At 64.5% G+C, this 22,649-nt stretch carries 23 protein-coding genes, 1 tRNA gene and 1 riboswitch; of the genes, 14 read left to right on the top strand and 10 right to left on the bottom strand.

Annotated features, from left to right (window positions below):
- Positions 1-141 precede the first annotated feature (141 nt).
- The 3 genes from groES (at position 142) to ACO055_RS08110 (ending at position 3,115) form a co-directional block, all read left to right on the top strand.
- Positions 142-429, top strand: coding sequence for a co-chaperone GroES (gene groES / locus ACO055_RS08120; protein WP_332816741.1), 288 nt, complete (start codon positions 142-144; stop codon positions 427-429).
- A gap of 63 nt (positions 430-492) precedes the next feature.
- Positions 493-2,136, top strand: a complete 1,644-nt coding sequence (groL, locus tag ACO055_RS08115) for a chaperonin GroEL (RefSeq protein WP_056372164.1) — start codon at positions 493-495, stop codon at positions 2,134-2,136.
- Between the two features lie 226 nt (positions 2,137-2,362).
- A complete protein-coding gene (locus ACO055_RS08110) occupies positions 2,363-3,115 on the top strand; it encodes a glutaminyl-peptide cyclotransferase (RefSeq protein ID WP_422062080.1) in 753 nt (250 codons plus the stop codon).
- Here ACO055_RS08110 and ACO055_RS08105 read toward each other — a convergent pair.
- The 4 genes from ACO055_RS08105 to ACO055_RS08090 all read right to left on the bottom strand — a co-directional run bounded on the left by ACO055_RS08105 (position 3,112) and on the right by ACO055_RS08090 (position 5,029).
- Positions 3,112-3,789 carry a DJ-1/PfpI family protein gene (locus ACO055_RS08105; protein WP_422062079.1) on the bottom strand — a complete coding sequence of 226 codons (678 nt, stop codon included), beginning with the start codon at positions 3,787-3,789 and terminating at the stop codon, positions 3,112-3,114. The genes ACO055_RS08110 and ACO055_RS08105 overlap by 4 nt on opposite strands.
- A 21-nt stretch (positions 3,790-3,810) precedes the next feature.
- Positions 3,811-3,903: riboswitch (ZMP/ZTP riboswitch) on the bottom strand.
- 32 nt (positions 3,904-3,935) lie between these two features.
- Positions 3,936-4,136 carry a hypothetical protein gene (locus tag ACO055_RS08100; RefSeq protein ID WP_422062078.1) on the bottom strand — a complete coding sequence of 67 codons (201 nt, stop codon included), beginning with the start codon at positions 4,134-4,136 and terminating at the stop codon, positions 3,936-3,938.
- Between the two features lie 77 nt (positions 4,137-4,213).
- Positions 4,214-4,543 (bottom strand): entericidin EcnAB, encoded by a 330-nt coding sequence (locus ACO055_RS08095; protein ID WP_422062077.1) that lies wholly within the window; start codon positions 4,541-4,543, stop codon positions 4,214-4,216.
- 168 nt (positions 4,544-4,711) lie between these two features.
- Positions 4,712-5,029, bottom strand: coding sequence for a hypothetical protein (locus ACO055_RS08090; protein WP_422062076.1), 318 nt, complete (start codon positions 5,027-5,029; stop codon positions 4,712-4,714).
- 228 nt (positions 5,030-5,257) lie between these two features.
- Between ACO055_RS08090 and ACO055_RS08085 the strand changes: the two genes are divergently transcribed.
- The 6 genes from ACO055_RS08085 (at position 5,258) to ACO055_RS08060 (ending at position 12,644) form a co-directional block, all read left to right on the top strand.
- Entirely contained in the window at positions 5,258-6,244 is a 987-nt protein-coding gene (locus ACO055_RS08085) for an ArsR/SmtB family transcription factor (protein WP_422062075.1), read from the top strand.
- Positions 6,241-7,182 carry a methylenetetrahydrofolate reductase [NAD(P)H] gene (metF, locus tag ACO055_RS08080; RefSeq protein WP_422062074.1) on the top strand — a complete coding sequence of 314 codons (942 nt, stop codon included), beginning with the start codon at positions 6,241-6,243 and terminating at the stop codon, positions 7,180-7,182. Before ACO055_RS08085 ends, metF begins: the two co-directional genes overlap by 4 nt.
- On the top strand, positions 7,179-8,228 hold the full coding sequence (locus ACO055_RS08075; protein WP_422062073.1) for a homocysteine S-methyltransferase family protein: 1,050 nt from the start codon (positions 7,179-7,181) through the stop codon (positions 8,226-8,228). The genes metF and ACO055_RS08075 overlap by 4 nt, the downstream gene beginning before the upstream one ends.
- 4 nt (positions 8,229-8,232) lie before the next feature.
- Positions 8,233-8,757 (top strand): GNAT family N-acetyltransferase, encoded by a 525-nt coding sequence (locus ACO055_RS08070; RefSeq protein ID WP_422062072.1) that lies wholly within the window; start codon positions 8,233-8,235, stop codon positions 8,755-8,757.
- Between the two features lie 19 nt (positions 8,758-8,776).
- Positions 8,777-11,395: a methionine synthase gene (gene metH / locus ACO055_RS08065; RefSeq protein ID WP_422062071.1), complete on the top strand. Its 2,619-nt coding sequence runs from the start codon at positions 8,777-8,779 to the stop codon at positions 11,393-11,395.
- Positions 11,396-11,690: 295 nt separating this feature from the next.
- Positions 11,691-12,644: a right-handed parallel beta-helix repeat-containing protein gene (locus tag ACO055_RS08060; RefSeq protein ID WP_422062070.1), complete on the top strand. Its 954-nt coding sequence runs from the start codon at positions 11,691-11,693 to the stop codon at positions 12,642-12,644.
- 3 nt (positions 12,645-12,647) lie between these two features.
- Here the strand turns inward: ACO055_RS08060 and ACO055_RS08055 are convergent, their stop codons facing one another.
- The 5 genes from ACO055_RS08055 to ACO055_RS08035 all read right to left on the bottom strand — a co-directional run bounded on the left by ACO055_RS08055 (position 12,648) and on the right by ACO055_RS08035 (position 17,203).
- On the bottom strand, positions 12,648-13,154 hold the full coding sequence (locus ACO055_RS08055) for a YbjN domain-containing protein (RefSeq protein ID WP_422062069.1): 507 nt from the start codon (positions 13,152-13,154) through the stop codon (positions 12,648-12,650).
- 86 nt (positions 13,155-13,240) lie between these two features.
- Entirely contained in the window at positions 13,241-13,588 is a 348-nt protein-coding gene (locus ACO055_RS08050) for an accessory factor UbiK family protein (RefSeq protein WP_422062068.1), read from the bottom strand.
- 35 nt (positions 13,589-13,623) lie between these two features.
- Entirely contained in the window at positions 13,624-14,181 is a 558-nt protein-coding gene (locus ACO055_RS08045) for a TspO/MBR family protein (protein ID WP_422062067.1), read from the bottom strand.
- Between the two features lie 63 nt (positions 14,182-14,244).
- Positions 14,245-14,997, bottom strand: a complete 753-nt coding sequence (locus tag ACO055_RS08040; protein ID WP_422062066.1) for a TlyA family RNA methyltransferase — start codon at positions 14,995-14,997, stop codon at positions 14,245-14,247.
- 115 nt (positions 14,998-15,112) lie between these two features.
- Positions 15,113-17,203, bottom strand: coding sequence for a protein-disulfide reductase DsbD family protein (locus ACO055_RS08035; RefSeq protein ID WP_422062065.1), 2,091 nt, complete (start codon positions 17,201-17,203; stop codon positions 15,113-15,115).
- A 71-nt stretch (positions 17,204-17,274) separates the two neighbouring features.
- Between ACO055_RS08035 and ACO055_RS08030 the strand changes: the two genes are divergently transcribed.
- A complete protein-coding gene (locus ACO055_RS08030; RefSeq protein WP_422062442.1) occupies positions 17,275-18,963 on the top strand; it encodes an alkaline phosphatase family protein in 1,689 nt (562 codons plus the stop codon).
- Between the two features lie 20 nt (positions 18,964-18,983).
- The gene (locus ACO055_RS08025) at positions 18,984-19,814 is read left to right on the top strand and encodes a pyrroline-5-carboxylate reductase family protein (RefSeq protein ID WP_422062064.1); all 831 of its coding nucleotides are present in this window, start codon (positions 18,984-18,986) and stop codon (positions 19,812-19,814) included.
- On the opposite strand, the gene ACO055_RS08020 is transcribed toward ACO055_RS08025, so the two are convergent.
- Positions 19,811-20,320, bottom strand: coding sequence for a MarR family winged helix-turn-helix transcriptional regulator (locus ACO055_RS08020; RefSeq protein WP_422062063.1), 510 nt, complete (start codon positions 20,318-20,320; stop codon positions 19,811-19,813). The genes ACO055_RS08025 and ACO055_RS08020 overlap by 4 nt on opposite strands.
- Positions 20,321-20,398: 78 nt before the next feature.
- Here ACO055_RS08020 and ACO055_RS08015 point away from each other — a divergent pair, with 78 nt between their 5' ends.
- The 3 genes from ACO055_RS08015 to ACO055_RS08005 all read left to right on the top strand — a co-directional run bounded on the left by ACO055_RS08015 (position 20,399) and on the right by ACO055_RS08005 (position 22,510).
- The gene (locus tag ACO055_RS08015; protein ID WP_422062062.1) at positions 20,399-21,484 is read left to right on the top strand and encodes a branched-chain amino acid aminotransferase; all 1,086 of its coding nucleotides are present in this window, start codon (positions 20,399-20,401) and stop codon (positions 21,482-21,484) included.
- A 55-nt stretch (positions 21,485-21,539) separates the two neighbouring features.
- Positions 21,540-21,614: transfer RNA gene (locus ACO055_RS08010), tRNA-Gln, on the top strand.
- Positions 21,615-21,949: 335 nt separating this feature from the next.
- Positions 21,950-22,510 (top strand): phosphatase PAP2 family protein, encoded by a 561-nt coding sequence (locus ACO055_RS08005; protein ID WP_422062061.1) that lies wholly within the window; start codon positions 21,950-21,952, stop codon positions 22,508-22,510.
- Positions 22,511-22,649 lie beyond the last annotated feature (139 nt).

Genomic DNA, 22,649 nt, shown 5'->3' with positions numbered 1-22,649 from the left:
CGGGCATCCTACCTTGAGGACGTAAAATTTTGGTTGGAGTCGGCTTGACGCCCTCGGGACTCCCACCCATATGGCCGTCTGTTAGCACTCGCGCCCTGTGAGTGCTAAAACGACATCCATTGCATCTCTGGAGGGATATCCATGCAATTTCGTCCTCTGCACGACCGCGTGCTCGTCCGCCGTATCGAAGCCGAAGAAAAGACGGCTGGCGGCATCATCATCCCCGACACCGCCAAGGAAAAGCCGCAGGAAGGCGAAGTCGTCGCCGTCGGCACCGGCGCGCGCGCCGATGATGGCAAGATCACGCCCCTCGACGTCAAGTCGGGCGATCGCATCCTGTTCGGCAAATGGTCGGGCACCGAAGTCAAGGTCGACGGCGAAGAGCTGCTGATCATGAAGGAATCGGACATCCTCGGCGTCATCGCCTGAGCGATTTCATCGATTCGCGAATGAAGTTACGCGGTTTTCCGCGGTTTTCAAAGGAACAAGCCCATGGCTGCTAAAGACGTCAAATTTTCGCGCGACGCGCGCGAACGCATCCTGCGCGGTGTCGACACCCTTGCCGACGCCGTGAAGGTTACCCTCGGCCCCAAGGGCCGTAACGTCGTCATCGACAAGAGCTTCGGTGCGCCCCGCATCACCAAGGACGGCGTCACCGTCGCCAAGGAAATCGAACTCAAGGACAAGTTCGAGAACATGGGCGCCCAGATGCTGCGCGAAGTCGCATCGAAGGCGAACGACAAGGCCGGCGACGGCACCACCACCGCGACCGTTCTGGCTCAGGCGATTGTCCGCGAAGGCATGAAGTCGGTTGCCGCCGGCATGAACCCGATGGACCTGAAGCGCGGCATCGACCTCGCGGTCACCAAGGTTGTCGAAACGATCAAGGCCCAGTCGAAGCCCGTTTCGGGCACCGCTGAAATCGCCCAAGTCGGCATCATCTCGGCCAATGGCGACACCGAAGTCGGCGAAAAGATCGCCGAAGCGATGGAAAAGGTCGGCAAGGAAGGCGTGATCACCGTCGAGGAAGCCAAGGGCCTCGATTTCGAACTCGACGTCGTCGAAGGCATGCAGTTCGATCGCGGCTACCTGTCGCCTTACTTCATCACCAACCCCGAAAAGATGCTCGTCGAGCTCAGCGATCCCTACATCCTGATCTTCGAAAAGAAGCTGTCGAACCTCCAGTCGATGCTTCCGATCCTCGAAGCCGTGGTGCAGTCGGGCCGTCCGCTCCTGATCATCGCCGAGGACATCGAAGGCGAAGCGCTCGCAACGCTGGTGGTCAACCGCCTGCGCGGCGGCCTGAAGGTCGCGGCCGTCAAGGCGCCGGGCTTCGGCGATCGCCGCAAGGCGATGCTGCAGGACATCGCGATCCTCACTGCCGGTGAAATGATCAGCGAAGACCTGGGCATCAAGCTCGAGACCGTCACCCTGAACATGCTCGGCCAGGCCAAGCGCGTCACGATCGACAAGGACAACACCACCATCGTCGATGGTGCTGGCGACCATGACACGATCAAGGGCCGCGTCGAACAGATCCGTGCGCAGATCGAAACGACGACCAGCGACTATGACAAGGAAAAGCTGCAGGAACGTCTGGCGAAGCTCGCCGGCGGTGTTGCCGTGATCAAGGTCGGCGGCGCTTCGGAAGTCGAAGTGAAGGAACGCAAGGACCGCGTCGATGACGCTCTCCACGCGACCCGCGCTGCGGTTGAAGAAGGCATCGTCCCCGGCGGCGGTACGGCGCTTCTTTATGCCACCAAGGCCCTCGAAGGCCTGTCGGGCATCAACGAAGACCAGACCCGCGGCATCGACATCATCCGTCGCGCGCTGCAGGCTCCGGTTCGCCAGATCGCCGAGAACGCGGGCTTTGACGGCGGTGTGGTCGCCGGCAAGCTGTTCGACCAGAAGGACAGCAATTTCGGCTTCAACGCCTCGACCGATGTCTATGAAGACCTGGTCAAGGCCGGTGTCATCGACCCGACCAAGGTTGTCCGCATCGCGCTTCAGGATGCTGCCTCGGTTGCCGGTCTGCTGATCACCACCGAAGCCGGCATTGCCGAATCGCCCGACGACAAGCCCGCCATGCCCATGGGCGGCGGCGGCATGGGCGGCATGGGCGGCATGGACTTCTAAGTCTGCGCCGTTCGGCACTCAGCCAGTGAAAAGAGGGCCGGGGGAGCAATCCTCCGGCCCTTTTTCAGGTCTGTTCCTGTCGTCCTCGTTACCCCGGACTTGATCCGCGGCCCAAGCAACGGTCGTCGTCGCGGATTCCGGATTACGTCGGGCATGACGAAAATGGGCGACGAAATAGGGAAGGCGGGACATTGCCAGTTCACCTTGCCCGGCATAGCTAGACGCCATGATCCTGCTCTACGCTCTCGCCGCCGCCGCCGTGGCCGATCCGCCGGCACCCGTCGAACGCTGCGGCTATCGCATCGTCGAAAGCTATCCGCACGATGCGACCAGCTTCACGCAGGGCCTCTTCTGGGACGAAGGGCATCTGTACGAAGGCACCGGCCAGTACGGCCAGTCGCGCGTCGCGCGCATCGACCTCAAGACGGGCAAGGCGCTCGTGCAGACGAAGCTGCCATCGGACCAGTTCGGCGAAGGCATCACGCGCTGGGGCGATCAGATCATCGGCGTCACCTGGCAGAACGGCGTTGGCAACCGCTGGTCGATCAAGGATCTGAAGCGCGTCGGTACCTTTCGCTACGATGGCGAGGGCTGGGGGCTGACAATGGTCGGGGGCAGCCTTGTCCTCAGCGACGGTTCGTCGCAGCTCCGTTTCCTCGATCCCGCAACGATGAAGGAACAGAAGCGCATCACCGTGCGCTTCGGCGGCCGCCCGCTGGCAATGATCAACGAGCTCGAGACGATCGACGGACAGATCTGGGCCAATATCTGGATGACCGACCTGATCGTCCGCATCGATCCGGCGAGCGGCGATATCAAATCCTATGTCGACCTGACCGGTCTGAAGGCCGATGCCGGCGCGAACGGCGGTGACAGCGTGCTCAACGGCATCGCATGGGATGCCAGGAAAAAGCGCCTGTTCGTCACCGGCAAATATTGGCCCAAGCTCTACGAGATCGCGCTCGCCGACTGCCGCTAGCTTATGAGCGCTGTTTCCATCCGCGCTGCTGCGGCGTCATAGACACGCGCCTTGAGTCCCTCGGTCACCGGGGCGGGCGCCCGGTCGGGATGCCCCCCCACATAGGGCGGGGCGGGATCATATTCGATCGCAAGCTGGATCGCCTGCGCAACGGCTGGCCCATGCAGCCGGCCGATCAGGGTCAGCGCGAAGTCGAGCCCCGATGTGACCCCACCGCTCGTCACGACATGGCCATCCTCGACCACGCGGGCCGCTTCATAGGTCGCGCCGACGAGCGGCAACAGATGCGTATAGCCCCAATGCGTGGTCGCGCGCTTGCCGTCGAGCAGCCCGGCGCGGCCGAGCAGAAAGGCGCCGGTGCAGACACTCGTCACCCACTGGGCGCCCGCGGCCTGCCTTGCGATGAAGTCGATCGTCGCCGCGTCGCCCAGCGCCTCGGTAACGCCATGTCCGCCGGGAACGCACAGAATGTCGGCCTGCGGGGCGGAGGCGAAATCATGCGTCGGCAGAATCGAAAAGCCGCTGTCGGTTGCGATCGGGTCGAGGCTCGCGGCTGCGCCGATCAGCTTCGCGCCGGGCATGCGGCACAGCGCCTGCGCTGGCGCCGTAAAGTCGAGCTGGGTGATTCCCGGAAACAGCAGGAAAAGGATCGTGGTGGCTGGTGTATCGGTCATGAGGTGGTCCTCGCGTCGGCAGTGGATCACCCAGGCGCGCGGCTCGCATTGGCAGGGCGCCAAGCCCCGCTTCCCGATGGATATCCATCTTCAGCGCCAGTCGCGGGACCTCGCCAGTGTATCGTCGCCATCGCCGGGAGGAAAGTCTATTTGGCGGCGGGTTCGCTCGCCGCGGTCGCCGCATCACCCTTCGCTGTCGCGGCATTGCGACTTTCCAGCATTTCGGCCGCATCGTCGAGCGCCTTCGCCTCGCTGACCGTCACGCCGCCCGGGCCCGGCTCGTTGTCGGTGCGGCTGCAACCGGCCGCGAGCAGCGGCAGTGCAAGGACAGGCCAGAAGTTTCGCATTGTCCGCTCCCAAAGAAAAGGGCTCCATCCGCGCGGGATGGAGCCCTTCGATATCAGCCCAAGGGCTTAGCCGCGACTTACTTCTTGTCGTTGGCTTCGGCCTTCTTGGTTTCGTCGGCGATCTTGTCGCCAGCCTTCGATGCGGCGTCGCCGGCAGCGGCGGCCGTGCCTTCGACAACGTTGCCGGCATCCTTTGCGGCGCCTTCGACGGCAGCGCCGGCGTCCTTTGCGGCGTCGGCAGTCGCGTCGGCAGCATCGGCGGCGGTGTCGGCTGCGGCGTCGCCGGCAGCAGCGGCATCGTCAGCGACGGCGCCCGCAGCTTCCGAGGTTTCTTCCTGTGCCTTTTCCGAGCAGGCGGTCAGGCTGAAGGCCGCGACGGCCATCGAGGCGATGATGATCTTGCGCATGGGGTAGTTCCTTTCAAATTCCAATGACCGAGGGTCATCGATGCAGAGAATTAACGGTGGATTATGGGCTTGGCAACAAGGCAGAGTGCGACTTGTCCCGCGAATGAAAAGGGCCGCCAGCGCGTGCCGACGACCCTTTTCGTTTCAGCCCAAAAGCTGGAAAGAAGCTTACTTCTTCGCTTCGTCGACAGCAGCCTTGGCAGCGTCGGTCGCTTCCTTGGCAGCGCCGGCGGCTTCGGTCGCCTTGTCGGCAGCCTTGGTCGCATCGCCAGCAGCGGCAGCGTCGCCAGCTTCGGTTGCGGCGTCCTTTGCGGTGGCGGCGGCGTCGGCAGCGCCTTCGGCAGCCTGCATCGCGCCATCAGCAGCGCCTTCGACGGTTTCGGTCGCCGGCGTTTCGGTGGTGGCAGTGTCGGCAGCCTTTTCACCGCAAGCAGCGAGGCCCATCGTGGCGGCCAGGACGAGCGACAGAGTGATCGATTTCTTCATTTGGGAATTCCCCTCTCGGTTGAATTGAGCGACCGGCATGGGACCAAATCGCTCCCGAGGAATGCCAATCGCGGGCAGAATTACATTCTCGCAGAATCCGGCGCAACGCCCTTTTTATCAACGCGTCTTGCGTTTCGTCGCAATTTCGTGACGGCAGAGCAACGCGCGCCGAAATTCGCGCTTCACCGCTGGTTGACCAGATATAAAGAAAGCTTTATATCTCTATCCGTGACAGAGCTGATCGATGTTTTCCGGGCGCTTGCCGACCCGACCAGACTGCGAGTCGTCGCGCTTTTGCGCGAGATGGAACTCGCCATCGGCGAGCTGGCGGCCGTGCTCGATCAAAGCCAGCCGCGGGTATCGCGCCATGTCCGTATTCTTGTCGAGGCGAAGATCGTCGAACGGCGACGCGAGGGCAGCTGGGTTTTCCTGCGCATCGCCGAAAGCGGTTCGATCGGCGAGATTATCGGGCAGGCGGAAAACTGGCCGTTCTCGACGCGCGAGGCGTTGGTGATTGCGCATGACGCGCGGCGCCTCGCGGCGGTGCGCGAGGACCGCGCTGCGGTCGCCGAGCGCTATTTTGCCGAACATGCCGCCGAATGGGACGCAATCCGTTCACGCCATGTCGCCGAGAGCGAAGTCGAGGCGGCGATGCTGGCGATGATGCACAATCGCCGGCTCGGCCATCTGCTCGACATCGGCACCGGGACCGGCCGGATGGCGGAGATTTTCGCGCCGACCGCGCGCCGTATCACTGCGCTCGACCGCAGCCCCGAAATGCTGCGCATCGCGCGGGCCAAGCTTGCCGGGCAAGGCGTGCCGATCGACCTTCTTCAGGGCGATTTCCTCAGCCTGCCGCTCGCCGATGCCAGCGCCGACAGCATCGTCATCCATCAGGCGCTGCATTTCGCACACGAACCCGACCGCGTGATTGCGGAAGCGGCGCGTGTCCTGCGCCGCGGCGGACATTTGCTGATCGTCGATTTCGCGCCGCACGAAGACGAGGCGTTGCGCGCGCTCGCCGCGCACGCGCGCCTCGGCTTTTCGGATGCGCAGATCCGGGGCTGGTTCGCGTCGGCGGGCGTGCTCCTGGAAACCACCCAGACGCTCGAAGGCGGCGACCTTGCCGTGAAATTGTGGCTCGGCCGCCGCCGCAGCGACGAAGATCAAAATCCCGTCTCCGAGGGCGGGCAAAGCAAAAGGCTTGCGGCATGACGACCAGACTTCCTTCGCAAGCGGAGGCGCGCCGCGCCGCCGCGTCGCCGCTGTTCGCGGGACTCGCCGGCGATGTCGGCATCAGTTTCGAATTCTTCCCGCCCAAGACCGAGAAGATGGGCGAGACGTTGTGGGATTCGATCCGCACCCTCGCGCCGCTCGGTCCGAACTTCGTGTCGGTGACCTATGGCGCGGGCGGATCGACGCGCGAGAGGACGCATGCGACCGTTGCGCGGATCGTGCAGGAAACGGGTATTCCTGCGGCGGCGCACCTGACCTGCGTCGATGCCAGCCGCGACGATATCGCCGAGGTGGCGCAGGCCTATTGGGATGCCGGCATCCGCCACATCGTCGCGCTGCGCGGCGACCCGCCGGTGAAGGGCGAAAGCTTTCAGGCGCGGCCCGACGGGTATAGCTGCGCCGCCGAGCTGGTGTCGGGGCTGCTGGCGATCGCGCCGTTCGAGATTTCGGTCGCCGCCAATCCCGAAATGCATCCCGAGGCGCAAAGCCCCTCGGCCGATCTCGACAATCTCAAGCGCAAGCTCGATGCCGGGGCGACGCGCGCGATGACGCAGTTCTTCTTTGAGCCCGATACCTTCTTCCGCTTCCGCGACGCGGCGGCGGCGGCGGGGATCACCGCGCCGATCATCCCCGGGATCATGCCGGTCAGCAATTTCGGTGCGATCACGCGCATGTCGGCGATGTGCGGCACCGACGTGCCGCGTTGGCTCGCACAATTGTTCGAAGGTCTCGACGACCTGCCCGCCGCGCGTCAGCTCGTTGCCGCGACGACCGCCGCCGAACTCTGTCGCCGCCTTTATGCGGGCGGCGTCCGCGACTTCCATTTCTACACGCTCAACCGCGCCGAACTCAGCTATGCGATCTGTCATATGCTGGGGGTCCGCCCGGCGGCGCCCGCGACGGAGAGAGCCGCATGACCAGCGCACGAGAAGCCCTGAAGGCCGCAGCAAGCGAACGCATCCTGCTCACCGATGGCGGCTGGGGCACCCAGATCCAGCTCCGCAAGCTGACCGAAGCCTGCTATGCCGGCGACCTTGGCCTGTCGCACGACCAGAAGGGCAATAACGACATTCTCGCGCTGACGCGTCAGGACGTCGTGACGGCGATCGGCGAGGCCTATCTCGCCGCCGGTTCGGATATCGTGTCGACCAACACCTTCAGCGCCAACCGGATCAGCCAGGCCGACTATGGCGCCGAGGCGCTGGTTGCCGACATCAATCACGAGAGCGCCCGCCTCGGCCGCGAAGCCGCGGTCAAATATGAGGCGATCGACGGCCGCCGCCGCTTTGTCGCGGGCGCGGTCGGGCCGACGAACAAGACGCTGTCGCTATCGCCCGACGTCAACAATCCCGGCTATCGCGAGATCGATTTCGACGAGCTGAAGGACGTCTATCTGGAACAGGTCGTCGCGCTGGCCGAGGGTGGGGCCGATTTCATCCTGATCGAGACGATCTTCGATACCCTGAATGCCAAGGCGGGGATTGCCGCGACGCTGGAGGCCGAGGCGAAGGTCGGGCGCGATCTGCCGCTCATGATCTCGATGACCCTGACTGATCTGTCGGGTCGCAATCTGTCGGGCCATACGGTCGAGGCCTTCTGGTACGCGGTGCGTCATGCCAGGCCGCTGACGATCGGGCTCAACTGCTCGTTCGGCGCCGCGCAGCTCCGCCCGCATGTCCGCGTCCTGTCGGACATCGCCGATGCGCTGGTGATGGTCTATCCGAACGCCGGCCTGCCCAACGAGCTTGGCGAATATGACGAGATGCCCGACACGACCGCGGCCTTGGTCCGCGAATGGGCCGAGCATGGCCAGGTCAACATCCTCGGCGGCTGCTGCGGATCGACGCCTGCGCATATCGCAGCGATGGCGAAGGCGGTGCAGGGGCTCCCTGCGCGGCACATTCCCGAGGTGCCGGTGCGGACGCGGCTTGCGGGGCTTGAGCCCTTCACCATGGCGGCCTGAATCGATGACCGACATTCCGACCTGGACGATCCGGGAGGCCGGGGAAGGCGATGCGCCGGCGCTCGCGCTGATCGGCGCAGCAACCTTTCTTGAAACCTTCGCGGGCATCCTCGACGGCGATGCGATCGTCGGTCACTGCGCGGCGCAGCACAATGCGGACGCTTACATCGCCTATTTCGCGAACGGTGCGCGCGCCTGGATCGCCGAAGCGCAACCGGGCGGCGCGCCCATCGGTTTTGCGCTGACCGGCAATCCCGACCTCGCCGCCGCGCGCGAGGGCGATATCGAATTGAAGCGCATCTACTCGCTGTCGCGGTTCCACGGAACTGGGGTCGGCGCAGCGTTGATGAAACAGGCGCTGGAGGCAGCGAGCGGGCATGACCGCCTGCTGCTCGGCGTTTACGCACGGAACGAGCGAGCGCTCGCCTTCTACCGCAAACAAGGCTTCGTCGATATCGCGACCCGTCAGTTCGATGTCGGCGGCAAACTTTACGACGATCTCGTTCTCGCCCGTCCACTCGCCGCCTAATGCCATTCAGGATTACCCGATGACCACCGCCGCCGCCTCCAGCTTCGTCAACATCGGCGAGCGCACCAACGTCACGGGTTCCGCGGCGTTCAAGAAGCTGATTCTCGCCGACGATTATGCCGCGGCGGTCGAAGTCGCGCGCCAGCAGGTCGAGAACGGCGCGCAGGTCATCGACGTCAACATGGACGAAGGCCTGCTCGACGCCGAATATGCGATGACGACCTTCCTGAAACTGATCGCTGCCGAACCCGACATCGCGCGTGTGCCGGTGATGATCGACAGCTCGAAATGGAGCGTCATCGAGGCCGGGCTGAAATGCGTTCCCGGCAAGCCGATCGTCAATTCGATCAGCATGAAGGAAGGCGAAGAGCCGTTCCTCGACCATGCGCGCAAATGCATGGCCTATGGTGCCGCGGTCGTCGTGATGGCGTTCGACGAGGCCGGACAGGCCGACACGATGGAGCGCAAGATCGAGATTTGCGAGCGCGCCTACAAGCTGCTCATGACCATCGATTTTCCGCCCGAGGACATCATCTTCGATCCCAATGTGTTCGCGGTCGCGACGGGGCTCGAAGAGCATGACAATTATGCGGTCGACTTCATCGAGGCGGTGAAGGTCATCCGCGTTCGCTGCCCGCATGTGCATTTCTCGGGCGGCCTGTCGAACTTGTCTTTCGGCTTCCGCGGCAACGAAGTCGTGCGCCGCGCGATGCACAGCGTCTTCCTCTATTATGCGATCCCCGCCGGTCTCGACATGGCGATCGTCAATGCCGGGCAGCTCGACGTCTATGACACGATCGATCCCGAACTGCGGCAGGCGTGCGAAGATGTCGTGCTCAACCGCAAGGTCGAGGGCGAAGCGGAAAGCCCGACCGAACGGCTGATCGCGCTCGCCGAACGCTATAAGGGCACCAGCGCCGCGCAGGAAAAGGCGGCCGAGGAATGGCGCGGCTGGGACGTGCGAAAGCGGCTCGAACATGCGCTGGTCAAGGGCATCGATGCCTATGTCGTCGACGATACCGAAGAGATGCGCCTGTTGCTGCCGCGCCCGATCGAGGTGATCGAAGGGCCGCTGATGGACGGGATGAACGTTGTCGGCGACCTGTTCGGGTCGGGCAAGATGTTCCTGCCTCAGGTCGTCAAGTCGGCGCGCGTGATGAAAAAGGCGGTCGCGCATCTGCTGCCCTTCATCGAGGCGGCGAAAGAGCCGGGTTCGAAGGGCAAAGGCAAGGTCGTGATGGCGACCGTGAAGGGCGACGTCCACGACATCGGCAAGAATATCGTCGGCGTCGTCCTGCAATGTAACGGCTTCGAGATTGTGGACCTGGGCGTGATGGTCCCCTGGTCGAAGATCCTCGAGGCGGCGAACGAGAATGACGCCGACATGATCGGCCTGTCAGGGTTGATCACGCCGTCGCTCGACGAGATGGTGACGGTCGCCGAGGAAATGCAGCGCGCGGGGATGACGATGCCGCTGCTGATCGGCGGCGCGACGACGTCGAAGGTCCACACCGCGCTGCGCATCGATGTCGCATACGAGGGGCCGGTGCTTCATGTGCTCGACGCAAGCCGCGCTGTCGGCGTCGCCACGGCGCTGGTCAGCGACACCGGGCGCGATGCCTATGTGAAGGGCTTCAAGGACGATTATGAGCATGTCCGCGACGTTCGCGCGAACAAGGGACAGAGTGCGCTGATCCCGATCGAGGATGCCCGCGCCAACGGTTTCGCGATCGACGAACATATTCGCCCGTTCCCGCCCGAAAATCCCGGCATCCACGTCTTTGACAGCTGGGATCTGGCCGAACTGGTCGAGTGGATCGACTGGACGCCTTTCTTTCGCGCGTGGGAACTTGCGGGCAATTATCCTGCGATCCTGACCGACGCCGTTGTCGGCGAAAGCGCATCGAGCCTTTACGCCGACGCGCGCGCGATGCTCGACAGGATCATCGGCGAAGGCTGGCTCACTGCGCGCGGAGTTGCTGGGTTGTGGCCGTGTCGGCGCGAGGGCGACGATGTGATCGTCCATCTCGAAGAGACGGAAGAGCATATTCGCATTCCCTTCCTGCGCCAGCAGATCGCCAAGCGCGAGGGGCGCCCGAATATGTGCCTCGCTGATTTCGTCAGCCACGATGGCGACTGGATCGGTGGCTTTTCGGTCGCAATCCACGGCATCGAGCCGCATCTCGCGCGCTTCAAGGCCGCGCACGACGATTATAACGACATTTTGTTGAAGGCGCTGGCGGACCGCTTCGCCGAGGCGTTGGCCGAGCGGCTGCACGCGCATGTGCGAACCGACCTCTGGGGTTACGCGCCCGGCGAACAGCTGACCCCCGATGCGATCGTCAAGGAAGAATATCGCGGCATCCGCCCCGCGCCGGGCTATCCCGCGTGCCCCGATCACAGCCTGAAGCCGATCCTGTTCGATTTGCTCGATGCCGGGAACAATTCGGGTGCGATCCTGACCGAAAGCTTTGCGATGCTGCCGACCGCGGCGGTGTCGGGCTTTTATTTCGGGCACCCTGATGCCAGTTATTTCGGCGTCGCGCGGGTCGGCCCCGACCAGCTGGCCGAATATGCCGTGCGCCGGGGTGTCGATATCGACACCGCAACGCGCTGGCTGCGCCCGAATCTGGACTGATATCAAAAGCTCGTCACCGCGGACTTGATCGGCGTTTGGACCTGTCAGGCAAGTCGTGTTCCCCGGCGAAGGCCGGGGCCCAGAGCGTTCGCAGGCAAACTTGGCCTTCTCGCGCTAGGGACCCCGGCTTTCGCCGGCGAATAATCACATAATTGCCTCAAGGGGTTCGTCGCCGACTTGGTCCGGGGTGGCGATAGATTAATGTCTCGACGCGGTCGCGTCCGATAAGGGGACAGGCGCCAGGTTAACCAGCCTTGCAAACGACTGGCGTCGCAGAAGTTGCTATCAACGCGCGATGTTTCAGATGATCTTCCGCCGGCCCCTGCTGCCGCTGCTCGCCCTCCTGCTGGTGCTGGCGCCCGCGCCGCTGCCCGCGCAGACGAGTGATGCACCCTATAGCGTCGATGGCCGCAGCTTCGGGCGGCTGCAGGATGCGGTCGACGCCATTGGTGATGGCGAGGGGACGATCAGGATTGCACCGGGCTATCACCGCGACTGCGCGGTCCAGACCGCCGGGCGCGTTGCTTTCGTCGCTGCCGAGCCCGGCCGCGCGATCTTTGACGGTGTGACGTGCGAGGGCAAGGCGGCGCTCGTGCTTCGTGGTGCCGGTGCGCGGGTCGACGGCATCGTCTTTCAGAACATGCGCGTGCCCGACGGCAATGGCGCGGGCATCCGTCTCGAAAAAAGCAGCCTCGACATCGTCAATGCGATGTTCCGCAGCAGCGAAGAAGGCATCCTGACCGCCGACGATCCCGAGGCGACGCTGACGATCGACCGCTCGACCTTCTCGCGCCTCGGTCGCTGCGACCGCGGCCTCAGCTGCGCGCACAGCGTCTATACCGGCCTTTATGGCCGCGTCATTGTGACGCATACCCGCTTCGAAAAGGGCACCGGCGGCCATTATCTCAAGACCCGCGCGAAACAGGTCGAGGTCAGCGACAACAGCTTCGACGACACGCAGGGGACCGCAACCAACTATATGATCGACCTGCCCTCGGGCTCGGTCGGCAGCATCACGAACAATCTGTTCGTGCAGGGGCGCGACAAGGAAAATTATTCGGCCTTCATCGCGGTCGCGGCCGAGGATCGCGGCAATCCGTCGCGCGGCCTGTCGATCAGCGGCAACCGCGCGAGCCTGCCGGCAGACATGGACCGCAAATCCTTTTTCGTTGCGGACTGGAGCGGGGAAGTGCTGGCGATCGGGGCGAACCAGCTTGGGTCGGGATTGCAGCGCTTCGAGAAGCGCTGAGGATTACGCCTCGCCGCGCGTTTCGATGAGCGAGGCGGCCAGCGCCTCGGCAGGGGTCTTGCCGCCCCACAGAACGAACTGGAACACCGGATAGAAACGCTCGCACTCGTCGATCGCGCTTTCGATCAGCGTTTCGGTGAGGTCGAGCGGCAATTGCGCGTCGCTGCCCAGCAGCATGCCGTGACGGAACAACACGGTCCCGCTGTTCGACCAGAGTTCGAAATGGCCGAGCCATAATTGCTCGTTGATCATTGCGAGCGCTTCGTGCGCGACGATGCGCTTGTCTTCGACGACACGGATGTCGGGGAATGCCAGCAGCTGAATGACCCCGTCGTCGGGACGCCACACGGCGCGCAGCTCATAGGTCGTCCAGCTTCCCTGCGCCGTCGCGACAATTTCGTCCTCGCCGACCATCTCGTGCGGCCAGTCGTGCGCGGCAAAATAGGACGCGATCATGTCGATCGGCGCAGCTTCCTGGGCATCGTCGTCATCGTAGATATCGTCGCTCATGCGCGCGCCTTAGACCGAAAGCGGCCAAGACGCGAGTCCGCGTCCCGCCGCTTTCGGGGACAATATTGTGCCTGATCGGGCCGGCGTCAGGCTTTGGGCTTGCGTGCCGCCGGCTTCGCGGCGGGCTTCGCTGTCGGCCTAGTCTTGGGCGCGGCTGCCGCCTTGGCGGGCGCAGGTTTCGCAGGTGCGGGCTTGGCCGTGCCTTCCAGCTTGTCGAGCCGTGCCTTCAGCGCTTCGGCTTCGGCACGCGCCTTGGCGGCCATTTCCTTCACGGCCTCGAATTCCTCGCGGCTGACGAAATCCATGCGGCCGACGAACTCCTTTGCGCGCTCGCGCATCGCGGCTTCGGCCTCGCGGCCGGCGCCCGCGACGGTTCCGGCAACGCCGTTGATCATCTTGGCCAGATCGTCGAAAAAGCGGTTCTCGCTCTGCATCATACTTCCTTCCAGGGGGAATATCCCCTTGCCCGCTACCGTATCTGGGAAGTCGCGGCTGGGACGACAACCCCTTTGGTTTCGGCATCGGGGTTGAACTGGTCGATCTGGAAATTCAGGATCGCGGCAAAACTGAGCCAGACCATATAGGGGACGAGCAGCCAGGCGGCCGCCTTGCGGATCGGCGCGAAGGCAAAGGCGGTCGCGATCGTCACCATCAGAATGAAGATGATCAGATACAGCGCGGTCGTCACCTGATGCATGCCGAAAAAGAGCGGCGACCACGCGAAATTGGCGATCAGCTGGACAAAGAAAAGCAGCAGCGCAAAGCCGCGCCCCTTCGCTCCGCGCGCATGCAGCACCATCGCGAGCGACAGGCCGAGGCAGATATAGAGGATTGTCCACGCACTCGCGAACACCCAGCCTGGCGGGGTGATGGCGGGCAAGTTAAGCGCCGCAAACCAACGGTTGTTATATCCGCTGTTCGACAGGATGCCCGACAGGCTGCCGATCAGTACGATGGCGGGCACCGTAACCATTGCCCAGCGCCAATAGGACATGCGTAACTGGCCGGGAGTGGCAATTTCGCTCATGCTGACTTTGGTCCCTTTTCGCGATTCTGCGAAAAACAGGTGTTGCGGTTGGCGCGAGCGCCGTCAAGCAGTTCGCCGCGTCGCAGCAATCAGGAACTCGACATTGCCCTCCGGCCCGGTGATCGGACTTTCGACAAGATCGACAACATCCCAGCCTTCGTTTTCGAGCCAGTCGCGGACGTCGGCGCAGATGCGGGCATGCACGGCGGGATCGCGCACAACGCCCTTTTTGCCGACTTCGTGCCGCCCGGCCTCGAACTGCGGCTTGATCAGCGCCACCATCCGCGCGCCGTCGCGGGCAAAACCCATCGGCACCGGCAGCACCTTCGACAGCGCGATAAAACTTGCATCGCAGACGATCAAATCGATCGGTTCGGGAATATGGGCGGCGCTCAGGATGCGCGCGCTCGTCTGTTCGTGGACAATCACCCGCTCGTCCTGTCGCAGCTTCCACGCGAGCTGGTTGGTCCCCGAGTCGACGGCATAAACCCGCACCGCACCGCGGCTCAGCAAGACGTCGGTGAAGCCGCCGGTCGACGACCCGACGTCGATCGCGACCGCGCCCGCAACGTCCCAGCCAAGGTGCGCCCCCAAATGATTCAGCGCATGGTCGAGCTTGATCCCGCCGCGCGAGACCCACGGATGGTCGCGGCCCTTCACGCTGACCGCGGCATCATCGGCGATCTGCTGACCCGCCTTGTCGATCTTGCGGTCGCCGACGAAGGCCAGCCCCGCCAGGATCAGCGCCTGCGCGCGCGTCCGGCTTTCGGCAAGCCCGCGGTCGACGAGCAACTGGTCGGCGCGCTGTTTGGCCATCAGCCTAATCCCGTCATTGCGAGGAGCGAAGCGACGCGGCAATCTCCAGCTATCGTCGGCCCAAGCCGATAGCTGGAGATTGCTTCGCTTCGCTCGCAATGACGCCCAAGGGCGATCACTTCGCCGCAACCTTGTCGGCCAAAATCCCGGGGGTTAAAATCTGCGGCAGGATTTCGGGCTGGGATGCGCCCGGCGCGTACCACAGATACAGCGGCACGCTGTTGCGGCCATGCTCGGCGAGCGTGCGCGTGATGACCGGATCGCCGTTCGTCCAGTCGCCGACGAGCGTGACGACGCCCGTCTTCTTGAAGGCGTCCTGCACCGCCGCGCGATTGATCGCGCCTGCCTCGTTCGCCTTGCACGACAGGCACCAGTCGGCGGTGAAATAGACGAAGACGGGCTTGCCGGTCGCGCGGGCTTTGGCGAGCGCGGCGGGCGAGAAGACGTCGCCGCGGGCTTCGCCGACGACTGCCGAAGGCTTGGCGGTGACCACCTGATAGGCGAGCGCGCCGACGGCGATCGCCGGAACCAGCAGCAATATCTTGCCGACATGCCCCCGATCGGGCCCGCGCATCCAATGGCGATAGAGCGCGATAAACAGGAACCCGATGCCAAACGCACTGACCAGATCGCTCCACCGCAATCCTTCGACCTGCTGTGTCAACAGCCAGGCGAGCGCTGCGGCGGTCAACCCCATCGGCAGCGCCATCCATTTGCGGAACGTCGCCATCCAGGAGCCCGGCTTGGGCAGGCGGCGACGCAGTCCGGCGATGAAACCGACGGCCAGGAACGGCAGCGCAAGGCCGAGGCCCAGACCGCCAAAAATCGGCAGCGCAGCCCAGGCCGGTAACACCAGCGTCGCGCCGAGCGCCGCGCCGAGCAACGGCCCGCTGCACGGCGTCGCCACGAAGGCGGCCAGCGCGCCGGTCCAGAAACCGCCCGCCGCGCCGCTCTGGCTGGCCAGTTTTTGTCCGCCCCCGAACGAAGGCAGTTCATAGGTGCCGAGCAGATTGAGCGTGATCGCGACCGCGAGCAGGAGCAGGATGAAGACGCTCAGCGGATGCTGCAGCTGGAAGGCCCAGCCCACCTGCTCGCCCGCCGCGCGTAGTCCAAGGAGGACGCCGCCGAGCGCCAGGCAGACGAGCACCGCCCCCGCTGTGTACGCGACCGCCTCGACCCTTGCCTCGCGCGCATCCCCGCCCGAACGCGCCAGGCTGAGCGCCTTCAGGCTCAGGATCGGAAAGACGCAGGGCATCAGGTTGAGGATCAGCCCGCCCAGGATCGCGCCGCCGAAAGCGGTCCAGAACAGGCCCATGTCGACCGCGCCCGATGCGGTGCCGATCGGCTTGCCCGGCGCGCGCACGGCCGATGGCTCGAAACGCACGCTGAGGCCGCGGCCGTCCGACAGCTTGAGCAATCCCTGCACCGCCCCTGCCGCGTCGCCCTTGGCTTTCGTCTCGACGATGATCCAGTCGCCGCTGCGGCTGAACCTCTGCGGTTGCGGATAATCGACCACATTCGGTGTCTCGAGAAACAGATGCGGCGCGTCGAGCGCGGTGCTTTCGGGCAGGGGAATGCCAAAGCGTACCGCGTCGCCCCGGCGCTCCCACGTTCCCGGCCGGTCGAGCGGTTGCGGCAGCTTGGCCCGCCACGCGTCGAACCTCTCGCGCGTCGCCGCAGCGATCGTTCCGTCGCCAGCCTTCAGCGAGACCGCGATCACCGCCTTTTCGGGGACGCACACCTTGTCGGTGCAGGCCAGCCAGCGCGCGATGCCGGTGAGCGTCAGGTCGGTTCCGGGCGCGACGCTGCCGTCGACGCGGACATCGGCCAGCAGAGCATAGGGATGCTCATAGACATGGTTCATCATGCCGAACAGGATCAACGGATCGGGAACGGGATAGTGGAAGGGCGCGATGGTCACGCCTTCGGGCGCATTCCATTCGACTTCGAGGCCGAAACCCGCGTCACCGCCATTCTGCCAATAGCCGTGCCAGCCTTTCTCGGGCGCCATGGTGAGCGCGATGGCGGTCGTGCTGCCCGGTGCGGGCGAGGCCGATTCGGCGACGAGCTTGGCGGCGATGTGCGGCGCCTCGGCGCGCGCGGGCGCCATGGCCAGCGCCGCAAGCGCCAGCAAGGCCAGCGTTGCGCGCCAAATTGTCACAAAAGCGTGCCTACTCAAATTCCCGATCCGCTCGCTGCCGTTCATCGCTCAAGGCTTGCCATATAGGCGGCTTTCGACGAGAGGACAGCCCGCGCTGACGACCCCAGTTGGAGACGATGCCCGTGAAGCTCAAATATCTGACCACCGCCGCCAGGATCACCGTGGCTGCCGTCCTTTCCGTCGCAGCGACCGGCGCGGTTCTCGCGCAGAGTTCGCCCGCGCCCGCCGCGAAGGTCACGGCGGCGACCCCCGCACCGAAACTGGTGGTCGTCATCTCGGTCGATCAATTCTCGGCCGACCTGTTCGCCGAATACCGCAGCCATTTTACCGGCGGCCTCGCGCGGCTCGCGTCGGGCATCGTCTTTCCCGCAGGCTATCAATCGCATGCCGCGACCGAGACGTGCCCCGGCCATTCGACGATTCTGACCGGCAACCACCCCGCCCATACGGGGATCGTCGCGAACAATTATTTCGACCTGTCGGTCGCCCGCGAGGACAAGCGCGTCTATTGCGCCGAGGACGAGACGGTTCCGGACAGCAGTTCCAAGAAATATTCGGCATCGGTCAATCACCTGCTCGTGCCCACGCTTGGCGACCTGATGAAGGCGCAGAATCCGAAGGCACAGGTCGTTTCGGTCGCGGGCAAGGACCGCGCGGCGATCATGATGGGCGGGCGTCAGGCCGACGAGCTGATGTGGCTCGTCCCGACCGGCCTGACCAGTTATCCGGGCACCGCGCTGTCGCCGACCGCGCAGCAGGCCGGCACCGCGATTGCGGCGGCGATCGCGCAGCCGCGACCGGCAGCGACGCTGCCCGCCGATTGTGCCTCGCACGACATCGCCATCCCGATCGGCGACAAGGGCGCGACCGTCGGCACCGGCCGGTTCGCGCGTGACGGCGGCAATTTCCGTGGCTTCATGGCGTCGCCCGAAGCCGATGGCGCGGTCCTTGCCGCGGGCGCCGCGCTGCGTCAGGTCCGCAAAATGGGGGAGGGCGATACCACCGATCTTCTGATCCTGGGCCTGTCGGCGACCGACTATGTCGGTCACAGCACCGGCACCGAAGGCAGCGAGATGTGCATGCAGATGCTCGCGCTCGACCGCGAGCTGGGCGCTTTCTTCTCGCGCCTCGATGCGACGGGCATCGACTATGTCGTCGCCTTGACCGCCGACCATGGCGGCCATGACCTGCCCGAGCGCAACCGCCAGAACGCCTGGCCCGCCGCCGAGCGCGTCGACAAGGCGCTCGATCCCGACGTCATCGGCAAGGACGTCGCCGAAAAGCTCGGCCTGCGGCAGCCTTTGCTGTTCAGCGACGGGCCCTTCGGCGACATGTATCTGTCGAAAGCGCTGACCCCCGCGCAGCGCAAGGCGGCGCTTGCCGAATTCGTCGCGCGCTTCAAGGCGCATCCGCAGGTGGAAGCGGTCGTGACCGGCGACGATCTGGCCAAATATCCGATCTCGAAGCGCTCGCCCGATACGTGGAGCCTGATGGACAAGCTGCGCGCCTCGTATAACCCCGGGCGTTCGGGCGACTTCCTCGTCGTGTTGAAGCCGCGCGTCACCCCGATACCCGAGTCGGGCCTGGGCTATGTCGCGACGCACGGTTCGGTGTGGGACTATGACCGCCGCGTGCCGATCCTCTTCTGGCGCAAGGGGCTCGCCGGGTTCGAGCAACCGAACGCCGTGATGACGGTGGACATTTTGCCGACATTGGCGTCGGTCATTGGCGTCTCGTTGGACCCCAGCAAGATCGACGGCCGCTGTCTCGACCTGATTTCGGGACCCGAGAGCAGCTGCCGCTAAGCGAAGAAGACACAGCGACCATGAAGAAGAGTTTAGGGAATTTCACCGGCCGGCTGTTGCTGGTCGGCTGCGGCAATATGGCCGGAGCGATGCTCGACCGCTGGCTCACGGCGGGGCTCGACCCGGCGCTGGTCACGATCATCGATCCCGTTGCTGCGCCGCGCGCCGGGATCGCCCACTTCGGGTCGCTCGGCGAATGGCTGAATGCGGGCGGCGACGCCGAATGGGTGATGCTGGGCATGAAGCCGCAGCAGCTCGGCGACGTCGCCGATGATCTCGCATCGGTGGTGAAAGATGACACGCATCTCCTGTCGATCCTGGCCGGCGTTCCGCTCGCCGACCTGGCGGTGCGCTTTCCCGATGCGAAGGCGCAGGTGCGCATCCTGCCCAATCTCGCGGCGCGGATCGGGGCGGGCGTCTCGGCAGTCGCCAGCATCGGCAATCCCGATGAAGCGGCGGTGACGGCGCTCCTGACGCCGCTCGGCACCGTGGCGCCGCTCGACGATGATTCGACGATGGACCTTGTCACCGCATTTACCGGCAGCGGGCCGGCGTTCGTATTCCGCCTGATCGAATCCTATGCCGCGGCGGGCGAACGCCTTGGCCTGTCCGCCGACGATGCGCTGAAGCTTGCGATTGCGACCTTTGGTGGCTCGACCGCGTTGCTGGCCGACAGTGGCGAGAAGCCCGGCACGCTGATCGCGCAGGTCGCGAGCAAGGGCGGAACGACGCAGGCCGGGCTCGATGTGCTCGACAGCGACGGACAGCTTGCGGCGCTGCTGACCAACGTGCTGCGCGCCGCACGCGACCGCGGGCGCGAGCTTGCCGACATCGCACGCGGCGAAGGTTAAGCTTCGCCGCCCAGCTTTGCGACGCGCGCGCGTTCGCGCGGCGTCATCAGCGCTTCGCTGACCTGCCAGAATCCCGTCACGGCCTGCTGCCCGGCATGGGTATAGGCGCGGCTCATCGCGTCGCGCAGTTGCTGAAAGATTGCGGCTTCGACCGCGCGGCCGCCGGCGGTCAGCCGCAGCTCTTTCTGGCGCCGGTCGCGATTACCAGGGCGCGTCGTCAGGAAATCGCGCGCTTCCAGCTCTTTCACCACGCGGCCGAGCGACTGTTTGGTGATTCCGAGCAGCGCGAGCAGGTCCGAAATCGTGATCCCCGGCGCGCGCGCAATGAAATAGAGCGCGCGGTAATGCGCGCGTCCCAGCTCATTTTCGGCGATCCGCGTATCGACCGTGCGCCACAGCGCGCCATGGCCGAAAAACAGATATTCGATCCCGCGCCGCACTTCGTCTTCGCGCAAGAAAAGGGCAGAGGCGGCGGGTACTTGTGAAAGAAAATTTTCATCCGGCATAGTCACTACCGTTGCGCGCGAGGCTGCGCTTTGGCAAGAGGCGCGCACGATTCACCCCCAGACGACAGGTTTTTCCGCATGTCCGCTCCAACATTCGCCAAGCTGCCGCATCCCAACCCGACGGCGGAGGATGTACGCGCGGCGGCGATCGCCGACCCGGTGTTCGGGCGCATCTTCACCGACCATATGGTCTCCATCCGCTATTCGGATGCGAAGGGCTGGTACGATGCGCAGGTGATGCCGCGCGGGCCGCTGCTGCTCGATCCGGCGACCGCGGTGCTCCATTATGCACAGGAAATCTTCGAAGGGCTGAAGGCCTACCGGCTCGACGATGGGTCGATGGCGCTGTTCCGCGTCGAGGCCAATGCCGCGCGTTTCAACGCGAGTGCGCGCCGCATGGCGATGGCCGAGCTGCCCGAGGAAATGTTCATTGCCGCAGTGAAGGAAGCCGTTGCTGCCGACGCGGCCTGGTTCCCGCCGGTCGATGGCGGGGCGCTCTATCTGCGCCCCTTCATGTACGCCAGCGAGGTGTTCCTCGGTGTGAAGCCCGCTGCCGAATATCAGTTTCTCGTCATCGTCTCGCCTGTCGGCAATTACTTCAAGTCGGGCGCGCCGGCGATCTCGCTCTGGGTGTCGGAAGACTATACCCGCGCCGCGCCGGGCGGTACAGGCGCTGCCAAATGCGGCGGCAACTATGCCTCCAGCCTTGTCGCGCAGCGCGAGGCCATCGCCAAGGGCCACGACCAGGTCGTCTTCCTTGACGCCGCCGAGCACCGCTGGATCGAGGAATTGGGGGGCATGAACATGTTCTTCGTCTTCGACGACGGCAGCATCGTGACGCCGCCGCTGACGGGGACGATCCTGCCCGGCATCACCCGCGATGCGATCATCACGCTCGCACGCGACGCGGGGCTGACGGTGCGCGAGGAACCCTATGCGATCGACCAGTGGCAGGCCGATGCAGAGAGCGGCAAGCTGACTGAAAGCTTCGCCTGCGGCACCGCCGCGGTGGTGACGCCCGTCGGCAAGGTGACGCGCGGCCAAACCAGCTTCACCATCGGCGCGGGCGGACCGGGGCAGGTCACGAGCAAGCTCAAGGACAAGCTCGTCGATATCCAGCGGGGTCGCGTCGCCGATCCGCATGGCTGGGTTACGCGGATCTAAGCCTTTCTTGCAATCGCCAGCGCCGCGCTATAGAGCGCGCCTCGCACCGGCCCGTTGGGGCGTCGCCAAGCGGTAAGGCAGCGGCTTTTGATGCCGCCATTCGCAGGTTCGAATCCTGCCGCCCCAGCCAGCCGGTGCTGCCGAATCCCTAGGGTTTCGGCGTAAAACGAAGAATCTTCGGGACAACTCGACAGACCTGTCACTTGGACAGATTTGGCCAGCTTTGGACTGGGTTTGACACCTATTGTCCCCGAGTTTGTCCCCTGATTTCTGGAAAGCCGATTTTGGAGTCGGCCATGTCCGGAAAAATTACATTCACCCCCACAGCGCTTGATTCGATTCGCTCTGGGACGCTTGGCGATCCGCTCACGGATGGCCTCTTCATCGAGGTTCTTCCGACGGGAAAAAAGAAATGGCGATATGAGCGCCGGATCGTCGACAGCACGCTCAAGTTCAAGAAGACTCTTGGTTCTCGTTTATGCCGGGTCGATCTATTTCGCATTCTACGTCGGCGACCGCCAACTGCGCATCCGTTATTTCGCTGCCAGCTTCGCGATCTGGACGCTCAATGGCGTCGTGCTCGCGATCCTGCTGGCGTCGGTCGGGCCCTGCTTTCTCGAACCGATGGTCGGCAACGCGCATTATGCCGAACAGATGGCCTATCTGGGGAAAGCGAACCAAATCTATCCCGTCCTGTCGGTCGATGTTCAGCAACAGATCATTGCCTGGTACGCCAGCGGCTCGCACGATCTGGGTCGGGGGATCAGCGCCATGCCGTCGATGCACGTCGCGCTCGCCTTTCTCTTCTTCCTCGCGATCCGGCAGGTCAGCCGGACGCTCGGCATCGTCTTTTTCCTGTTCTTCGCCACGATCCTGATCGGATCGGTCCACCTCGGCTATCATTATGCGGTCGACGGCTATGTCTCGATCCTCGTCACATCGGTGGTCTGGGTGATTTGCGGAAAGCTGTTCCCGCCCGCGCCGCGATCGCGCGACGTCGCCAACAGCCTGGTGGCCGCGGCCTGAACGGAGAGGATTGGCGGCGCGAAGGTTCGCTCCACGCCGCCCGACGATGACAGGATCATCGCCATTCTCTCACAAGCTGGTCGCGGATCGGGTCGCAATCTACCGGGACCAGCAGAGGCAGCCTGTCCATCGGTCGGCG

The organism is Sphingopyxis sp., from assembly GCF_965227415.1.
Taxonomy (GTDB): Bacteria; Pseudomonadota; Alphaproteobacteria; order Sphingomonadales; family Sphingomonadaceae; genus Sphingopyxis.
Note: the sequence above shows the minus strand (reverse complement) of the source record. Positions and strands in the feature narration are given on the sequence as shown.